Origin of the sequence: Paraburkholderia phosphatilytica (genome assembly GCF_003443895.1) — a bacterium.
GTDB lineage: Bacteria > Pseudomonadota > Gammaproteobacteria > Burkholderiales > Burkholderiaceae > Paraburkholderia > Paraburkholderia phosphatilytica.
On record NZ_QQOA01000003.1, the window covers coordinates 320,750 to 338,132 of the forward strand.

The window sequence follows — 17,383 nt, forward strand, 5'->3', positions numbered from 1 at the left end:
CCAGTACGACCACTTCGACTACGACCGAGATTACGACCACTACTGCGACTGCGTGCATCCTGACTGCGTGAACGGCGACTTCGACCACGACTTCCACTCCCACGTCTGACTACGACCTGCGACCTGCAAACCACGAATCACAAACCACAAACGACAACTGCCCGACTCCAACTGCCAGCGACTTCCGACTACCTGCTACGAGGTTGTCTACAGCGCGACGCGGGGGGATGACCGCGGCGATGGGCTCACAACCGTCTGCACCATGGAAAGCAGTGTAGCGGCACGTGCGCCGATCCAATCGGTCGAAACAACGGGGATTGCGGGCGCAGTTCGGCGAATCGGGCCCGAAGCCGCACCGCGGCAGCGCGCCGCAACCCGCCCCGGATGGCGCGGAGCGCAAGCGAACGCATCTATACTGGTCGTTCGCAAGATGGGAGCCGACAGCAGATGAATGTGATCGAACAGCTGGAAGAACTGCAGAAGACCGATCAGCAGATGGCCGACGCCGAGCGCAGGCTGCACCGCGAGATCGCCGAGATCCGTCGCCGCCAGGTGGAGGGCCGCGACGTCGAGAACGGCGATGCGCTGATCGCGAAAATGGACAAGACCCTCCAGGACCTGCATACGCATCGCGAGACGATCCTGCGCGAAGTCGACCGGCTGCGACGGCCGGTGAACTGAGCCTGCCTGATAACTCGCGAAGATCGCGCGAAGCAGGCCGCGCGATACGCGCCAAGTGAACCCCCCGCCCCACACCTGAAACTACGCGGCGTCAGCCGATGCAGGTTGCGGGCTTCTGGTATCGTCTCGCACATGCAAACCATCCTGTCCGTCGAGAACCTCTCGAAAGTCTATGCATCGGGGTTCCGTGCGCTCAAGCACATCAATCTGGAGATCCGCCGCGGCGAGATTTTCGCGCTGCTCGGGCCGAACGGCGCGGGCAAGACGACGCTGATCAGCATCATCTGCGGCATCGTCAACGCGAGCGAAGGCAGCGTGCACGTCGCGGGTCACGACATCCTCACGGACTACCGCGCCGCGCGCTCGCTGATCGGGCTCGTGCCGCAGGAACTGACCACCGACGCGTTCGAAACCGTGTGGGCCACCGTGTCGTTCAGCCGCGGCCTGTTCGGCAAGCCGAAGAATCCCGCATACGTGGAGCGCGTGCTGCGCGATCTGTCGCTGTGGGAGAAGCGCGACAGCAAGATCATCACGCTGTCGGGCGGCATGAAGCGCCGCGTGCTGATCGCGAAGGCGCTCGCGCATGAACCGCAGATCCTGTTTCTCGACGAACCGACGGCGGGCGTCGACGTCGAACTGCGACGCGACATGTGGCGCCTCGTGCGCGGGCTGCAGTCGAGCGGCGTGACGATCATCCTGACCACCCACTACATCGACGAAGCGGAAGAGATGGCGGACCGGATCGGCGTGATCAACGGTGGCGAGATCATGCTGGTCGAAGACAAGGCCGTGCTGATGCACAAGCTCGGCCGCAAGCAGCTGACGCTGCAGCTCGAAGCGCCGCTCGCGGCGATTCCGCCCGCGCTCGCCGGCTGGAATCTGGAGCTGGCGAAAGGCGGCAACGAGCTCACGTACACGTACGACGCCGAAAGCGAACACAACGACATCATCACGCTGCTCAAGGATCTGAACGACGCCGGGATCGGCTTCAAGGATCTGCAGACCACGCAGAGCTCGCTCGAAGACATCTTCGTGAGTCTCGTCGGCAAGGAATCCGCGGCAGCAGCAAACACAGCGGCAAGCGCCGAAGAACGCAAAGGACAGGTGGCCGGGCGATGAATCTCTACGCGATCCGCGCGATCTACCGCTTCGAGATGGCGCGCACGTGGCGCACGCTGATGCAGAGCATCATCGCGCCGGTGATCTCCACTTCGCTCTACTTCGTCGTGTTCGGTTCCGCGATCGGCTCGCGCATCCGCGAAGTGAACGGCGTCAGCTACGGCGCGTTCATCGTGCCGGGGCTGATCATGCTGTCGCTGCTGTCGCAGAGCATCTCGAACGCGTCGTTCGGCATCTACTTTCCGCGCTTCACGGGCACGATCTACGAGCTGCTGTCCGCGCCCGTGTCGTATCTCGAGATCGTGGTCAGCTATGTCGGTGCGGCGGCAACCAAATCGGTGCTGCTCGGGCTCATCATTCTCGCCACGGCCGCGCTGTTCGTGCCGCTGCAGATCCAGCATCCGGTGTGGATGATCCTGTTCCTGCTGCTCACCGCGGTCACGTTCAGCCTGCTCGGCTTCATCATCGGCATCTGGGCCAACAGCTTCGAGAAGCTGCAGCTGGTGCCGCTCTTGATCATCACGCCGCTCACGTTCCTCGGCGGCAGTTTCTATTCGGTCGAAATGCTGCCGCCCGTGTGGAAGATCGTCACGCTGTTCAATCCGATTGTCTATCTCGTCAGCGGCTTTCGCTGGAGTTTCTACGGTCAAGCCGACGTCGACGTGTCGGTGAGCATCGGCATGACGGCGCTGTTCCTCGCGGTGTTCCTCGCGATCACCGCGTGGATCTTCAAGACCGGCTACCGGCTGAAGAACTGAGCACGGTCGTCGCCCGCGGCGCGGGCGGCTTCGCAAAGCGGCGCCCGAGCGCCACGCAGCCCACCACCACCGTCGTCACGACGATCATCGAAGGCGGGATCCGCTCGCCTAGCAACAGCGCCGACAGCAGCAGGCCGAAGAACGGCTGCAGCAGCTGCAGCTGCCCGACGCTCGCAATGCCGCCGAGCGCCAGGCCGCGATACCAGAACACGAAGCCGATCAGCATGCTGAAGAGCGACACGTACGCGAGCCCGCCCCACGCGGCCACGCCAATCTGCGCGAACGACGCCGGCCGCGCCCACACCGCGAGCGGCACCATCACCGGCAGCGACAGCACCAGCGCCCACGAGATCACCTGCCAGCCGCCGAGCTGGCGCGACAGCCGCGCGCCCTCCGCATAACCGAGCCCGCACACGACGATCGCCGCGACCATCAGCGCGTCGCCCAGCGGCGATGCGCTGACGCCGTTGCGCATCGCGAACGCGACCACCGCCGCGCTGCCGAGCGCCGCGAACAGCCAGAACGCGGGACGCGGCCGCTCGCCGCCGCGGATCACGCCGAAGATCGCCGTCGACATCGGCAGCAAGCCGATGAACACGACCGCGTGCGCGGACGTGATGTGCCGCAGCGCGAGCGCGGTGAGCAGCGGAAAGCCGACCACCACGCCCAGCGCGACGACGACGAGCGGCGCCACATCGCGCCTCGCCGGCCGTGCTTCGCGAAACGCGACGAGCAGCAGCAGGCCTAAAAGCCCCGCGATGGTGGCGCGGGCGACGGTCAGAAACAGCGGATCGAAGCCGTGCATGCCCTGCACGGCGAGGCGGGTGGCCGGGAGCGACGCGCTGAAGATCAGCACGCCGGCGAAGCCGGAAAGCCAGCCGTTGGTGGTTCGGTTCATCTCGGGGTCTTGAACGACGGATTGAAGAAACAGATCGACAGTGTCCACCCATCGCCCGAAAAAGGTAAGCTACAAACCAGTACGATTCACACAAACTGTACTTATCCTGGAGCAGTACAGATGGCCGAAGACAACCTCGATCTGCCGTCGCCGCGCGCGGCGGCGGGCACCCGGGTCGCGCGGGTGATGAACACGCTGCGGCAGCGCATCGCGAGCCGCGCGCTGACGCCAGGCGCGCGCGTGCCGTCGATCCGCTCGATGACGGACAGCCTCGGCGTGTCGAAATCGACGGTCGTCGATGCGTACGACCGGCTGGTGGCCGAAGGCGTGATCGAGGCGCGACGCGGCTCCGGTTTCTTCGTGTCGGGTCACGCGCCGCCGCTTGCACTCGCGGATCTCGGGCCGCGGCTCGATCGCGAGATCGATCCGCTGTGGCTCACGCGGCAATCGCTCGACAGCGGCAGCGACGCGCTGAAGCCCGGCTGCGGCTGGTTGCCGGCATCGTGGCTGCCGGCCGACGAAATCCGCCGCGCGATGCGCGCGCAGGCCCGCGATGCCGACGCACTGCTGACCGACTACGCGTCGCCGCACGGCCTGCCCGCGTTGCGCCAGCAGCTCGCGTGGCGCGTCGGGCAGCACGGCATCGAGGTCACGCCGGAACAGCTGATGCTGACCGACGGCGGCACGCATTCGCTCGACCTGGTCTGCCGTTTTCTGCTGGAGCCGGGCGATACCGTCGTGATCGACGATCCGTGCTACTTCAATTTTCGCGCGTTGCTGCGCGCGCATCGGGCGAACGTGGTCAGCGTGCCGTATACGCCGAACGGGCCCGATCTCGCGCAGTTCGAGCGCGTGCTGACCGAGCATCGTCCGCGGCTCTACGTGACGAACTCGGTGCTGCACAATCCGACCGGCGCGAGTCTCGCGCCGGCGGTCGCGCACCGGTTGCTGAAGCTCGCGAGCGAGCACGATCTGCTGATCGTCGAAGACGACATCTTCGCCGACTTCGACAGCGATCCCGCGCCGCGCCTCGCCGCGTTCGACGGACTCGAACGCGTGATCCTCGTCGGCAGCTATTCGAAGACGCTGTCCGCCGCGGTGCGTTGCGGCTATATCGCCGCGCGCGGCGACTGGCTCGAACCGCTGGTCGACCTGAAGCTCGCGACGTCGTTCGGCAACGGGCAACTGGCGGCGTCGGTCGTGCACCGGCTGCTCGTCGACGGCACCTACCGGCGGCATCTGGAAGCGCTGCGCGCGAAGCTCGCCGACGCGATGAGCGGCATGACGCGCCGGTTGCTGTCCGCGGGTCTCGACGTGTGGACACCGCCGCGCGCCGGGATGTTCGTGTGGGCGATGCTGCCTGACGGACTCGACGCGGCCCACGTCGCGCGCAAGGCGCTCGCGGACGACGGCGTGGTGTTCGCGCCGGGCAACGTGTTCAGCGCGTCGCAGTCGGCGAGCGGATATCTGCGCTTCAATGCTTCGCAGTGCGCACAACCGAAAGTGTTCGACGCGCTGGCGAGCGCGATGAACGCGGCGCGACGCGAACGCGGCTGACGCAGCGAAGCAACCCAAAGCAAAGCGCGCTGCGAAACGTCAATGCGCGCCGCGCGGTATCGGGTGCAAGGTCGCCTCCTGTTCGTCAGGCGATTCGGTGAGGAACTGCCTGAACGCCTGAATCTGCGCCTGCGTGATCGTCGAGCTGCCGTTCGGCCCCTGTCCAACCGACTGTTCCTTCGCATACGTCGCGATACGATCGGCTTCGTCGCCGTCGCTCAGCGACTTCATCCACGCGATCATGTCCGCGTTGGTCTTGCCCTGCTCGCGGAAATACGCGGTGATGAAGCCGCCGGCGCTGGTGCCGCCTTCGATCGTCGTCATGTGGCGCGTCATCGGGTCGGAGATGCTGTCCGGCACGCCCTGCGCATCGAGCCACGCGCGATCCACGTCGAGCGAATGCGCGGCCTGATGCAGGCTGACGCCGAACTGCACGAGCGCCGCGAGAAAATTGACCACGACACCCACGCCGGTCCACGCATCGGCAGACAGCCCGAGCAAGGTTTTGCCCGCCAGCTCGGCAATGGTTTCGGTGCCGAATTCGCCGGCCATCTGCGACCCGGCCTTGCCGAGGAACGTCAGCGCGGCAAACGCGCCGCCGCCATAGGCAATCTGGCTGCCGAGATTGTCGCCGGGCGCATTGGCGAGCGCACCGATGCCAAACACCGTGGACACGAAATACGCGAAATCCGCGGTGTCGCCGAGCACGCTGCCCACCGCGAACTTGAGTGACGTGCTCAATCCCGAAGGCAGATCCGATTCGTCGAGACTGGTCCTGATCGAATTCAACAGCGCGCGCGTCGGCGTGTCGGCCACGGGCGCCTCGGCGGGATGCTCGACGATCGATCCGAAGAACGCCTGCTTCCAGTTCGGATTGATGAAATCGGCCAGCTCCGTCGCGGCGAAATAGAGCTGGTTCACGCCGAACGCAACGTTGTCGTATTCGAGCGGCTTCGTCGTGCTCTGCGGCGCCGTGCCGATCAGATAGGCGGCATTGAACGACCACAGCGCGGCCATCGCACCGCTCGCGCCGCGCAAGCCCGCCGCATCGAACGTCGACTTCGGTACGGGCGCCGGATCGTCGGGTGTTGCCGAGGGCTGGCCCACCAGGAAGTTGAGAATGCTTTGCACACCTTTGGAAAGGTTGCCGTCCCGCTGCGACGCGTGACCCATTTCCTCGGCCGCGTACGCCGAGCCTGACACGATGGTCCGCGACAGCCACCAGAACTGCGTGAACGGCACCTTGCTGGCCATCTGCTCCGCGTTGCCGTTCGTCGCGGTACTGATCGCCGAGTTCCATGCTTTCTGGAAGTTGCTCGACGCCGTGACCGGATAGAACGAGAGGTCGGGCTCATCCGACGTGTAGCCCGACGCACCCCGGATCTGCGGATACGCGTCGAGCACGTTCTGCATCGAACGCAGCGTGAGGAGTGCCTGCGTCTGGTCGCCGATGTCCTTCAGCACGGTAGGCGTCATCAGCTTCTTCTGGATGCCCTGCAGCGTGGCCGTGTTCGCCTGCTGCTGCGATTTGCTCGCGCCTGACGGAGGGGTGGTCAGCAGACTGCCCCACTCGCTCTGGCCTGCCGCAAGCGGAATATCGTCGCCCTGGATCCGGCTCTCCAGCGGATCCAGAACGTTCTTCGTGTAGTTGTCGAGGCCGAAGCGCAGCGCATCGATGACCGAGTCGTCGGAGAGGCTGTTACCCCGCGAACCGGGATCGCGTCCCGCGTGGACATCGGCTGCCGCTATCGCGACCGGCAAAGCGACGTTGCCCAGTGCGACGTCCGAAGTCGTCGCGCCGCCAATCGCCTGCGAGCCGCCCGGCTTGTTGCTGATGTACGTCGCGATCGCATCGACCGCCGATTTTCCCGTCAGCCCTTGACCTCGAGACTGCGGGCTGTTCGCGGGCGCGAGCGCATCGCTCGTGAACGCGTCCTGGCAGGCCGCGCCCAACGCGGAGAGCCCCGACGAGAAATCCGCCTCCGACATCAGCGGCGCGTTCGAGTTCACGTCGCTGCCGTCGCCGCCGAGGTCCTGCATGTCGTACGCGCCATCGACGAAATGCTTCATCGCCGCCATCACGCGCGGATCGTTCATGATCGCCGCAATCTGCCCCGAGGTCCTGTACGGCGCATTGGTCGTCGGATCGATCGCGAGGTTGACCTCTTTCTGCAACTGCACCATGCCGGCGGCAGGACTGCGCTGCGAAGCCGCGACGATGCGATCGACAGGCTCGTCGACCAGCACGGTCTGCAGCACGTTGTCGACCACCTGCTTCATGACGGGCGCAGCAGCAGCGTTCAGATAACTCACATAGCAACCGCCGCGCGCCGCGACGGCCGCACGCACCGCGTTCGCATCGCCGCCCGACTGCTGCCATGCCGCCTCCGCGACCGCATGCAGCTGGCTGGTCGCATCGCGCGTGAGCGCCGCCGTGTCGCCGCTCGCCTGATCGTGCACGAGCGTGCCGAGCGCATTCGGCGCGCGGCCCTGCGCGGTCCATTGCGCAGTGACGTCCTGCTCCGCGCCACTCAACGCCTCCTGGAAGACGTGACTCTCCGGTGCGCGCGCCGCGATCGGCGCGGCCAGCGCGCTGAGCTGCGACACCGGATCGGGCATGTTCTGCGCCGCATAGTTCAGCTCGCTCGCAATGGACTGCCGCAGCGGCGCGAGCATGCTCGTCACCTGATCGCCGTCGTACTTGTTGCGCCATTCGCTGGTGGGCATCGCATCGAGCGAGGCCAGCGACGCCAGGTCCTGGCGCTGCTGCTGAAGCATCCCGAGACGGGTCGAATCCAGCACCGTGACGGTTGCGTTGATCTGCAGATGATGCGCCGCGTCCGGCGAATTCGCGGGCCGGCTGTCGAACGGTTGCGGATCGAGCGAATTCGAAGCCGCGAGCTCCTGCAGAAACTGCGAGGGGTTGTGCGGATCGACGAGCGGCGACTGCTCGTACACCTGCCATGGCGTCTCGCCCGGCGCCAACTGCGTCTGCGAGATCCCCACGGGCGCGTCGTTGCCCGCGACGGTGCCCGCGAACGGCGCACTGGTTTGTGTGGATGTACCGTTGCTGCTACCCGCTGTGGCAGGCGCCAGACCGAGCGCCTTCAGGTCCGCATCGGTGCCGCCGTACAGGATCGCGACCGCGCCGGCCGCCGCCTTCGCGGAGAGCCCCGCGTGCACGAACGCATCGATCTGCGGTTGCGCTTCGCTTTGCGTGGGCACACCGGATGGCGCAGTCATCGGAGCGGGCGTCGGGCCGGAGGTGGACGGCGCGGCATCGTAGTTCGACACCGCTTGCCCGGGTGCGGCGCTCAGCTCGCCGCCGTCCATCGCGCTCTGCGCGCTGGTCATCACGCGGGCATCGAACACCGGCTGCCTGTTGCCCTGCCGGTAGGACAGCAGCTCCGATGCCGCGCGCGTGTACGCGTTACCTGTCGACGTCGACGCCGATGCGCCGCCCGGCGCGGGGTGCTTCAGATCGTACTGCGCCTGGATCAGCAGCGCGGCTTCGGCGATCGCCTGCTGGCTGATCTTGCTGTAGCGCGACGCATTCGTCACCGCATCGCGCATCGTGCCGGCATTGACGTCCTTGCCGTGGAGGCTCTGCTGCAGCGCCTGGTACGCGGCGCTGACCTCCGTCGCGCTGGGCGGGGGCGGGAGCGACTGCTGCGTGGGTGGCAGATCCGTTTGTTGAACGGGACGTCCTCCTACCAGCATGATGCTCATCGTTGCCTCCTTGTCGGGACGACGCCGCGAACGGCGCGTCGCGCGGTATCGATCAGTGGGCCGATAAATCGCCAACGTTCACGATACCTCCGACAAATCGGGACACCCATGTCCTAGAACGATGAAAAGGGTCGGGTTTTTCCTGACCGGCGACGCTGCGCCGCCGCATTTCCCCGCCACCAGCGCGGCCAGGCAGGTCAGCTGCCAGCCCCCTGCTGACGCTCGCGCTTCGCCTGGTACATGGCTTCGTCGGCGAGGCCGAGCGCCTGTTCCACCGACAGAAAACGCACCGCCACCACGCCGGCGCTCGCACCCGCGAACGGCAACTGGACCGTGCGGAGCGAATAGTTTCCAGCCGTTGCCGCGGCGACCCGCGCGGCAAGGTCCACCGCCGCCAGGTTGGCTTCCGCTTCGTCCGCGGGTCCAGGCGCCACGATCGCGAACTCGTCGCCGCCGACGCGGGCCAGCATGTCCGTATCCCGTATCGTTCCTGAAAGGCGCCTGGCGCACTGCTCCAGCAACTGGTCGCCGGCGGGATGGCCGTACTGGTCGTTGACCTGCTTGAAGCCGTCGAGATCGATCATGCCCACCAGCACATAGGAGCCGTCGCGCGCGGCTCGCGCGAGCAACCGGCCGAGCTCGTCGCGCAGCGCGCGCCGGTTCGGCAGCTCCGTCAGCGAATCGGTCAGCGCGTATTTCGTCAGATACTCGTTCGACCGACGCAGCTGCTCCAGCAAGCGCTCGCGTTCGATATGCCCGGCGATCAGCTTCGAAAACAGGTTGAGCGCGCTGCGCGCGCGGGGCCCGAGTTTCCGGCTGGTTTTGCCGGCCGCGCACAGCGTGCCAATCACTTCGCCATTGCTGCCGCAGACGGGCGCGCTGGCGTAGGTCTCGATGCCGAGCGCGGCGGCGGCCTGCGAGTCCGCCCACACCTCGCTGACATTCGACACGACGCGCCGCCCCTGTTCGAGGCAGCGCTTGCACAGCGTATCGGACCAGGGAACGGTCAATCCTTCGGGGATCGACAGCTCGCCCGTATTGCGGGCGATGGTGATCGACTGCACCGCGTTTTCCTGATCGATCGACGTCAGGTAGGTCGACTCGAGGCCGGTCACGACCTCGAGCATTTCCAGCAGAGGCCGGGTCAGCGCCTCCAGGCTGTTCGCTGCCATGACCGAAGCCGACAGCTTCTCCAGCATTTCCTCCATCAGTCCTTCCTCGCCAGTAGATCGACCGACGAATGGTGCCAGAGCTATGCGCGCGATACCAGCATCACGCGCGTCAGTGCCCGGCGACCTGCCACGCGAGCACGGGATACGTGGCGCCGGCCGGCATCGCCCACGCACCGTTCGCGCTGAAATCCCAGCCGGCGAAGCTCGCGGGGTCGCTCATCTGCGCGGTCGTGAGCCCGTTCGACGCCGGCAGCTTGCTGCCGCTCCACGATGTGCCCGTGGTCTGCGCGTTCCAGTAGACGTCGGTTGAAACGCCATTGCAATTCACGCAGATGGCGCCCGCCTGCCCCGGCACGCCGGGCGGCGTGCCCGCCGACCTGGCCGCCCCCGACACGAACGACTGCGCGATGGTGCCTTCGTTGCTCAGCACGAGCCCGCCCGCGACACCGGTCAGGAACATGCCGTACACCGAGCCGGTGAAGTACGACTCGACGATGGTCCCCTGGTTATCGAGCACCAGCCCGGCCGCGTTGCTCGCGTTCACGCTGGCGCTGCTGCCCGAGCGCGCGATCAGGCCGCGGTTGGTGCCGACCAGCCCGGCGAGCGAAGAGACGCCCTGCTCGCCCAGCGTGTCCGTGTTCGAGCCGGACACGAACGCGTTCGCGATCGTGCCGTCGTTGGCATTCGCGAGAATGCCCGCGCCATTCGCCCCATAGCCGAATCCGACGCCCGTGTTCGCGTTGACGTTCACGTCGCGCACCACACCCGTTGCGCCGATGTCGCCGAACATGCCGCCGGCATCCGGCCCGACGCTGACCGTATGCCACATGCCGTCGAACTGCCCCGTGAATGGCGTGGCTGATGCGAGCGTGTGAAAGCGGATATTGCCCGTGCCGATGTCGGTGCCGAGCGCGTAGTTGCCGGCCAGATTGTTGGCAACGTTCTGCAGATCCGCGACCGTGTTGACCAGTTGATAAGCGGTGATCTGCGTGACGAGACCGCTATAGACCGCCGCGGTCCAGGCTGCGTTGCCGAGCAGCGTGCCAGGGCTATAGCTGCCGTTCATGTCGTAAAGCGCGCTGACGATGCCCGTGCTCTTCGACCAGTCGACGGTGCCGCAGCTGGCGATGCTGCCGCCGTTGTCGACCGCATTCGAATCGGCGCGCAGCGTCAGGTTGCCTGTGCCGTGGTCAGTGCGCATAGCGGAATGGCCTGACCTCCCTGAAATGCCGCCACACTTGTTACTCCCAGCGTGCGCTTTCCAGGTTCAGACTGATTCACGTCGAACCACACGCGACGTGTAGCGGATCGCATCGCGCTTCAGCCACGCGGCGCACCAACGTACCCACATCAGGAGGTCGCAGAAGCCATGACTACTTCAGCCGAGAACGGAACGAAAGGCGCACAGCCGGCGATGCACACCCCGCCGGTCGTGTCATCGCAGGCGTGGAAGGCCGCGCTTGAAGAGATGCTCGTGAAGGAAAAGGCGTTCACGCGTGCCCGCGATGCGCTGGCCGCCGAGCGCCGCCGCATGCCGTGGATGGCCGTGGAGCAGACCTATGCATTCGAAGGCCCCGCAGGCAAGCTCAGTCTGCTGGATCTCTTCGACGGCCGGCGTCAGCTGATCGTCTACCGCGCGTTCTTCGAGCCGGGCGTGTTCGGCTGGCCGGAGCACGCGTGCCGCGGCTGCTCGATGGTGGCCGACCAGGTCGCGCACGTCTCGCATCTGAACGCCCGCGACACCACCCTCGTCTTCGTCTCTCGCGCGCCCCAGGCGGACATCGCGCGGCTGAAGGCGAGCATGGGCTGGGAGATTCCGTGGTTCACCGTCACCGACAGCTTCGACGCTGATTTCGGCGTGGAGGAGTGGCACGGCACGAATGTGTTCTACCGTGACGGCGACCGCATCTTCCGCACCTACTTCATCAACAACCGCGGCGACGAACAGATGGGGGGCACCTGGAACTACCTCGACATCACGCCGCTCGGCCGCCAGGAGGTGTGGGAGGACTCGCCCGCAGGCTATCCGCAGACCCCGCCGTACAAGTGGTGGAACTGGCACGACAGCTATGTCGCGGACGCACCGCCCGACAAAAAATGGGTCGAGGTGTCGGACGCCGGCGAGGCGGCGTTCCGGAACCAGCAAACGGACGAAAAACCGTAAAGCGAAGCGCGCGTGACGCGGTGGTGACTCAGTGCTGCACGCCGAGGCTTTCGCGTTTTCCGTCGTTGAACGTGTAGAGCGTCAGCGTCGCATTCTGCAGGTCGCCTTTCGAATCGAAACGCGTCTCGCCGATGATGCCCTTGTAGTCCGTCTTCTTCAGCCAGGGCAGATATTTCGCCGGGTCGGACGAACCGGCCCGCTTCATCGCGTCCACCAGAATCATGACGGCATCGTAGGCGTAGGGCGCGTAGATCACGACGTCCTCGCCATACTTCGCCTTGAAACGCGTCCGGAAGTTCTCCATGCCCGCCGCGTATTCCGACGTGATGCCGCCGGCTTCCGCGCAGATCACCTGGCGGTCGGACAGCGACGCGCCAGCAAGGCTCGGCAGCTCGCCGGTACAGATGCCGTCGCCGCCCATGAATTTCGCGGTCATGCCGAGCTGCTGCATCTGCTTGATCATCGGGCCGCCCTGCGCATCCATGCCGCCGTAGAAGACGACGTCCGGATTGGCGCCTTTGACTTCGGTCAGGATGCCGTGAAAATCGGTCGCCTTGTCGTTCGTGTACTGGCGGGACACGACCTTGGCGCCGGCCGCCGTCGCCGCCTTGACGAACTCTTCGGCAATCCCCTCGCCGTACGCCGTGCGGTCGTCGATCACGGCCACGCTCTTTGCGTTCCACTTCTGCACTGCATAGCGGCCCAGCACCGAACCCAGCTGGCCGTCGTTCGCGACGAGGCGGAACGCGGTGTCGAAACCCTGCTGCGTGTACTTCGGATTCGTCGACGACTGCGAGATCTCGGGGATGTGCGCATCGTAGTAGATCTTCGATGCGGGAATCGTCGCACCGGAATTGAAGTGGCCCACCACGCCCTTCACACCGGCATCAACGAGACGTTGCGCGACCTGCGTCGCCTGACGCGGATCGCCGGCGTCGTCTTCGACGTCGAGCGCGATCCTGACTTTCTTCCCGCCGATCACCGGAGGATTGGCGTTCAGATCGTCGACCGCCATCTGCGCGCCACGTTCAACGTCCTTGCCGAGGTTTGCATTCTGGCCGGTCAGCGGGCCAGCGAAGCCGAGCTTGACCGTGTCTTCCTGCGCATGCGCGACGCCCGTTGCGAGCGACATGACAGCACTGCCGACCGCGATGACCGATTTGAAGCGTTTCATTGCCGTTCCTCCAACCTTCAATGGATGTCTCAAAGGCACGCGCCGCTCGCACGTTCCCGTTCAGCGCAGATAGTGCAGTCGCGAAAACTGCCGGCGATACTCGCTGACGGCAGGCGCGACCTCTTCGGGCGACTTGCGGCGCAGCAGAACGTCCGCGATGAAGCCCGCCAGCCGCGGCATGTCGTCGGCACCCATACCCCAGCGAACGAGTTCCGGCGTGCCCATCCGCAGGCCATTGACGTCGCCGTCGATATCACGCAGCGGCAGACCGATGCCGCACGAAAGAATGTTGGCTCTCCTGAGCAGCTTCGCCATCGTCTGCCCGCCGCCGAACTCGTGCGCCTCGATCGCGAACTGGTGCGACGTGGTCATGCCGCGGTCGCGCGCAAACACGGGCAGACCGGCTTCCACGAGCGCGGTCGCGAGCACGCTCGCGGTCTTCACCATCTCCGCGGCATATGGGCCACCAAACGCCTGCCAGTCGAGCATCGTCATCGCGATCGACGCCGACTTGCCCGCATCGAAATTGGCGGTCAGGCCAGGATAGGCAATGGCGTCGAGCTTGCGGGCCAGCTCCGCGTCGTTGGTCACGATCAGTCCGCCCGCCGCGCCCGCGAGGCTCTTGTACGTGCTCATGGTCATCAGATGGGCGCCCTGCGTGAGCGGCTGCTGCCACGCGTGACCCGCGATCAGACCGCACAGGTGCGCGGCATCGTAGAGCAGCACCGAACCGGTTTCGTCGGCGATCGCGCGCACCTCCTCGACCGGATGAGGAAACAGGTTGAGGCTCTGGCCAAGCGTGATGACTTTCGGCCGCAGCCGCAGCGCGTCCTCGCGCAACGCATTCAGATCGACCGTGTAGCGTGTCGCGTCGAATGCCATCAGATGCGGCTTGACGCCGTACATGCCGGCGGCGCCGTTGGCGTGATGACTGAAGTGACCGCCCACGGTGGCAGACGGCACGAAAACCGTGTCGCCCGGTTTCGCCGCCGCGACGTACGTGTAGAGATTCGCGAGCGCGCCGGACGCTACGCGAATCTCCGCGAAGCGCGCGCCGAATACCTGCGCAACCAGTTCGGCAGCGAGCACCTCGATCTTCTCGACACCCTCCAGACCCATTTCGTACTTGTCGCCGGGATAACCCAGCGATGGGCGCGAACCAACGCCAGCCGCCAGCAACGCTTCCGCCTTCGGGTTGATCGCGTTCGTCGCGGGATTGAGGTTGAAACAGTCGCGCTCGTGGATCGCACGATTTTCTTCGACGAATGCGAGCAGGTCCCGCTCGTTCTGCTCGGCACTCTGTGCGGCGAAGCGTGTCACCAGCGATTGAACGTAGTTTTCGGGGCCGCGCGGGACCCACGGGCGAGCTTCCAGCATGATGATGTCCTTGCGTTCACAGCGATGAAACCCATCGTAGGCTGCGAATTTGCTCACGTATACTTATCGTTTTTTGCGTTATACATTAGCGAATCTGTTGAATTGATCGCTAGCGGACGGAGGGTCGGGACCATGGACGTGAGCCGGCTGCGCGCGCTGCTCGAACTGTCGAGGCGTGGCACGATCGCCGCCGCCGCCGAGGCGCTGTTCCTCACACCGTCCGCCGTATCGCAGCAGATCGCGCAGCTCGAAGAGGAGGCCGGCGTCGAACTGACGGAGCGCGTCGGACGCGGTGTGCGGCTCACAGCCGCCGGGCAGGCGCTGGTCGGTCACGCGGAACGCGTGATGGTCGTACTCGACGAAGCGCGCTCCGAACTGGCCGTGCTGCGCCGGGAAATCGCAGGCGAACTGCGGGTCGCTGCGTTTCCGTCGGTCGCGTCGGCCGTGCTGCCGGACACGGTCACGGCATTGCGGCAGGTCTTTCCTCGCCTCGACATCATCCTGGAAGAGATGGAGCCGGCCGACGGGCTCGCGGCGCTGCGGTCCTGGCGAGCAGACATTGCGCTGATCGACGATCTGTCGATCGTGATCGGCGACAAACAGGACAGCGTCGGCGTCGTACCGCTGGCCGAAGACGTTCTGTCGGTGGCGCTCGCCGCGACTCACCCGCTGGCCGGCAAGCCGTCGCTGAGCGTGGCCGAACTCCGGCATGAAGCCTGGGCGATCGATTCGACCACGAGCGTGTTTGGCGACTTCATCGCCAATCTATGCCGGCGCGCCGGGTACGAACCGAGGATCAACGCGCGATGCCGCGGCTTCGAAATGGTCGGCGCGATGGTGGCGTCCGGCTGCTCCGTGTCGATCGTCCCGGGGCTGAGGATGGTGCGCCCGCCTGCGGGTGTCGCATGGGTGAAGCTGAGACCGGAGGTGCGCCGGAAGATCTACGTGGCGTTCCGGCGCGGCGAACGCAACCACCCGGCGATCAACGCATTCGTCGAGGAGGTGGTACGGAGTGCCGCGCGTCTGCTCGCCCCGGGACAACACGAGGTCCGGAAAGACGTGCGGTGAATGGAAGAACCTCGCTCAACCCGTTCGTGATCCTCAGGCCGCCCCGGTTATCTGGCCGCGGCGGTCCGCTGTGTTGCGCAGACGGAAAAACGCGACGACGTCGCTCAACTGCCGCCCCTGATCCTGCAGCGACGCCGACGCAGCCGCAGCCTGCTCGACCAGCGCCGCGTTCTGCTGGGTCACCTGGTCCATCTGCGCGACGGCGAGATTGACCTGTTCGATCCCACGGCTCTGTTCGCTCGACGCCGCCGCGATTTCGCCCATGATGTCGCTCACCCTTGCGACCGCGCGCGTCACGTCGGACATGGTGTCGCCCGCCTCGGACGCGAGGTGCGTTCCGTCCTGAACCTTCTGCGCGGACGTCGCGATCAGTTCCTTGATTTCCTTCGCCGCGCTCGCCGAACGCTGGGCCAGGCTGCGCACTTCGCCTGCCACGACCGCGAAGCCGCGGCCCTGCTCGCCGGCTCGCGCCGCTTCGACCGCGGCGTTGAGCGCGAGAATGTTGGTCTGGAACGCGATGCCTTCGATGATGCCTGTGATCTCCGCGATCCTGCCGGAGCTCGCGCTGATGTCCGTCATCGTGCTCACCACCTTGCCGACGACCGCACTGCCCTTCTGCGCAACGTCGGCCGCGTTGCCTGCCAGCGCGCTGCCCTGCCGCGCGTTGTCGGCGTTCTGCCGGACCGTCGTCGTGAGCTCCTCCATGCTCGATGCGGTTTGCTGGAGCGAACTCGCCTGCTCTTCGGTACGTGAAGAGAGATCCTGATTGCCCGCGGCGATCTGGCTCGTCGCCGTCGCCATGCTGTCCGCGCCGCTGCGCACCCGCCCCACAACCTTCAGCAGGCTCTCGTTCATGTCCCGCAGCGCATGCAGCAAGCGGCCGGTTTCGTCGGCACGATCGGCGACGATGTTCTGGGTGAGATCGCCGCGGGCCACGGCTTCCGCGGCCGATACCGCGACACCGATCGGTACGGTGATGCTGCGCGTGATGAAGAACGCCAGCAGCACGGCCGAAGCGAGCGCCGCGACCGTGACGACGACGATGGTCCATTCCGCGATCACCGCGAGGTGCGTGACGGTTGCGCCCTGTTCGCGGGTGCACTGCATGCCGATCGCGACGAGGGCATCCAGCGCCTTGCCGATCGGCTTGTCCGCACCGGCGACCCCATGATCGCGCGCGTCGATCGATGCGCCCGAAGCGACGAGCGCGTCCAGGCTTTTCAGCGATGCACGATAGCCGGCTGTCGCCGTGGTGAGCGCGTCGACAGCGTCGGACTCGCCCGGCCCGAACGTGCCCATCCGCAACGACGCATGCGCGGCCTGATCGATGTCGTCCAGATTGGCGAGCACCTTCGCACGATAGTCGCCGCCGCGCAGTACGTAGTCCTTGTAGTTGTGAACCGCATCGCCGAACGCATCCTTCGCGTGCTGAAGCAGTTGCAGTTTGGCCAGCGTGACGGATTCGTATTGCTGCCATTCCGTGGTGATGGCGGAGAGTCGGGCATAGGCCACGGCACCGAGCAACGCGGTCAGCAAGGCGGCAATGAGAAAAGCGATGACGAGACGAACGCCGATGCGCAGGTCGCGGAAATTGGGCAGCATGAAGTTCTATCCTTCTGTTGACGCTGGGCCTCTGAAGCGTTCGTTGTCGGCTCAACGTCTGGAGCAGTAAAAATTTCGTTGTGT

At 65.8% G+C, this 17,383-nt stretch carries 13 protein-coding genes; 6 read left to right on the plus strand and 7 right to left on the minus strand.

All coding sequences use genetic code 11. The annotated features are described in order from the left end of the window. Positions 1-447 precede the first annotated feature (447 nt). The 3 genes from DVS29_RS04975 (at position 448) to DVS29_RS04985 (ending at position 2,558) form a co-directional block, all read left to right on the plus strand. Entirely contained in the window at positions 448-681 is a 234-nt protein-coding gene (locus DVS29_RS04975; RefSeq protein WP_118179312.1) for a hypothetical protein, read from the plus strand. A gap of 132 nt (positions 682-813) precedes the next feature. Then, positions 814-1,800: an ABC transporter ATP-binding protein gene (locus tag DVS29_RS04980; RefSeq protein WP_118179313.1), complete on the plus strand. Its 987-nt coding sequence runs from the start codon at positions 814-816 to the stop codon at positions 1,798-1,800. Then, positions 1,797-2,558 carry an ABC transporter permease gene (locus tag DVS29_RS04985; RefSeq protein WP_118179314.1) on the plus strand — a complete coding sequence of 254 codons (762 nt, stop codon included), beginning with the start codon at positions 1,797-1,799 and terminating at the stop codon, positions 2,556-2,558. Before DVS29_RS04980 ends, DVS29_RS04985 begins: the two co-directional genes overlap by 4 nt. On the opposite strand, the gene DVS29_RS04990 is transcribed toward DVS29_RS04985, so the two are convergent. Further along, positions 2,530-3,456 (minus strand): DMT family transporter, encoded by a 927-nt coding sequence (locus DVS29_RS04990; protein ID WP_118179315.1) that lies wholly within the window; start codon positions 3,454-3,456, stop codon positions 2,530-2,532. The genes DVS29_RS04985 and DVS29_RS04990 overlap by 29 nt on opposite strands. Positions 3,457-3,576: 120 nt before the next feature. Here DVS29_RS04990 and DVS29_RS04995 point away from each other — a divergent pair, with 120 nt between their 5' ends. Next, positions 3,577-5,013, plus strand: coding sequence for an aminotransferase-like domain-containing protein (locus DVS29_RS04995; RefSeq protein WP_118179316.1), 1,437 nt, complete (start codon positions 3,577-3,579; stop codon positions 5,011-5,013). A gap of 39 nt (positions 5,014-5,052) precedes the next feature. Here DVS29_RS04995 and DVS29_RS05000 read toward each other — a convergent pair whose 3' ends face one another. The 3 genes from DVS29_RS05000 to DVS29_RS05010 form a co-directional block, all read right to left on the minus strand. Beyond that, the gene (locus DVS29_RS05000) at positions 5,053-8,742 is read right to left on the minus strand and encodes a hypothetical protein (protein WP_118179317.1); all 3,690 of its coding nucleotides are present in this window, start codon (positions 8,740-8,742) and stop codon (positions 5,053-5,055) included. Between the two features lie 197 nt (positions 8,743-8,939). After that, on the minus strand, positions 8,940-9,950 hold the full coding sequence (locus DVS29_RS05005; RefSeq protein ID WP_118179318.1) for a sensor domain-containing diguanylate cyclase: 1,011 nt from the start codon (positions 9,948-9,950) through the stop codon (positions 8,940-8,942). Positions 9,951-10,023: 73 nt separating this feature from the next. Further along, complete coding sequence (locus DVS29_RS05010; protein ID WP_124800599.1) at positions 10,024-11,115, minus strand: hypothetical protein; 1,092 nt, start codon at positions 11,113-11,115, stop codon at positions 10,024-10,026. Positions 11,116-11,283: 168 nt separating this feature from the next. Between DVS29_RS05010 and DVS29_RS05015 the strand changes: the two genes are divergently transcribed. Beyond that, positions 11,284-12,078 carry a DUF899 domain-containing protein gene (locus tag DVS29_RS05015; protein ID WP_118179320.1) on the plus strand — a complete coding sequence of 265 codons (795 nt, stop codon included), beginning with the start codon at positions 11,284-11,286 and terminating at the stop codon, positions 12,076-12,078. A 28-nt stretch (positions 12,079-12,106) separates the two neighbouring features. Here the strand turns inward: DVS29_RS05015 and DVS29_RS05020 are convergent, their stop codons facing one another. Continuing rightward, positions 12,107-13,252 (minus strand): branched-chain amino acid ABC transporter substrate-binding protein, encoded by a 1,146-nt coding sequence (locus DVS29_RS05020; RefSeq protein WP_118179321.1) that lies wholly within the window; start codon positions 13,250-13,252, stop codon positions 12,107-12,109. Positions 13,253-13,312: 60 nt separating this feature from the next. Beyond that, positions 13,313-14,629: a serine hydroxymethyltransferase gene (locus tag DVS29_RS05025; RefSeq protein ID WP_118179386.1), complete on the minus strand. Its 1,317-nt coding sequence runs from the start codon at positions 14,627-14,629 to the stop codon at positions 13,313-13,315. 132 nt (positions 14,630-14,761) lie between these two features. Between DVS29_RS05025 and DVS29_RS05030 the strand changes: the two genes are divergently transcribed. Next, positions 14,762-15,697: a LysR family transcriptional regulator gene (locus DVS29_RS05030; protein WP_118179322.1), complete on the plus strand. Its 936-nt coding sequence runs from the start codon at positions 14,762-14,764 to the stop codon at positions 15,695-15,697. Positions 15,698-15,730: 33 nt separating this feature from the next. Here DVS29_RS05030 and DVS29_RS05035 read toward each other — a convergent pair whose 3' ends face one another. Continuing rightward, on the minus strand, positions 15,731-17,299 hold the full coding sequence (locus DVS29_RS05035) for a methyl-accepting chemotaxis protein (protein WP_118179323.1): 1,569 nt from the start codon (positions 17,297-17,299) through the stop codon (positions 15,731-15,733). Positions 17,300-17,383: the final 84 nt, after the last annotated feature.

Bases quoted from the DNA above. Each gene is read 5' to 3' on its own strand.
- DVS29_RS05000 (WP_118179317.1), bottom strand. From the start codon at position 8,742: ATGAGCATCATGCTGGTAGGAGGACGTCCCGTTCAACAAACGGATCTG.
- DVS29_RS05025 (WP_118179386.1), bottom strand. From the start codon at position 14,629: ATGCTGGAAGCTCGCCCGTGGGTCCCGCGCGGCCCCGAAAACTACGTT.
- DVS29_RS05005 (WP_118179318.1), bottom strand. From the start codon at position 9,950: ATGGAGGAAATGCTGGAGAAGCTGTCGGCTTCGGTCATGGCAGCGAAC.
- DVS29_RS04975 (WP_118179312.1), top strand. From the start codon at position 448: ATGAATGTGATCGAACAGCTGGAAGAACTGCAGAAGACCGATCAGCAG.
- DVS29_RS05015 (WP_118179320.1), top strand. From the start codon at position 11,284: ATGACTACTTCAGCCGAGAACGGAACGAAAGGCGCACAGCCGGCGATG.
- DVS29_RS05035 (WP_118179323.1), bottom strand. From the start codon at position 17,299: ATGCTGCCCAATTTCCGCGACCTGCGCATCGGCGTTCGTCTCGTCATC.
- DVS29_RS04990 (WP_118179315.1), bottom strand. From the start codon at position 3,456: ATGAACCGAACCACCAACGGCTGGCTTTCCGGCTTCGCCGGCGTGCTG.
- DVS29_RS04985 (WP_118179314.1), top strand. From the start codon at position 1,797: ATGAATCTCTACGCGATCCGCGCGATCTACCGCTTCGAGATGGCGCGC.
- DVS29_RS04980 (WP_118179313.1), top strand. From the start codon at position 814: ATGCAAACCATCCTGTCCGTCGAGAACCTCTCGAAAGTCTATGCATCG.
- DVS29_RS04995 (WP_118179316.1), top strand. From the start codon at position 3,577: ATGGCCGAAGACAACCTCGATCTGCCGTCGCCGCGCGCGGCGGCGGGC.
- DVS29_RS05010 (WP_124800599.1), bottom strand. From the start codon at position 11,115: ATGCGCACTGACCACGGCACAGGCAACCTGACGCTGCGCGCCGATTCG.
- DVS29_RS05020 (WP_118179321.1), bottom strand. From the start codon at position 13,252: ATGAAACGCTTCAAATCGGTCATCGCGGTCGGCAGTGCTGTCATGTCG.
- DVS29_RS05030 (WP_118179322.1), top strand. From the start codon at position 14,762: ATGGACGTGAGCCGGCTGCGCGCGCTGCTCGAACTGTCGAGGCGTGGC.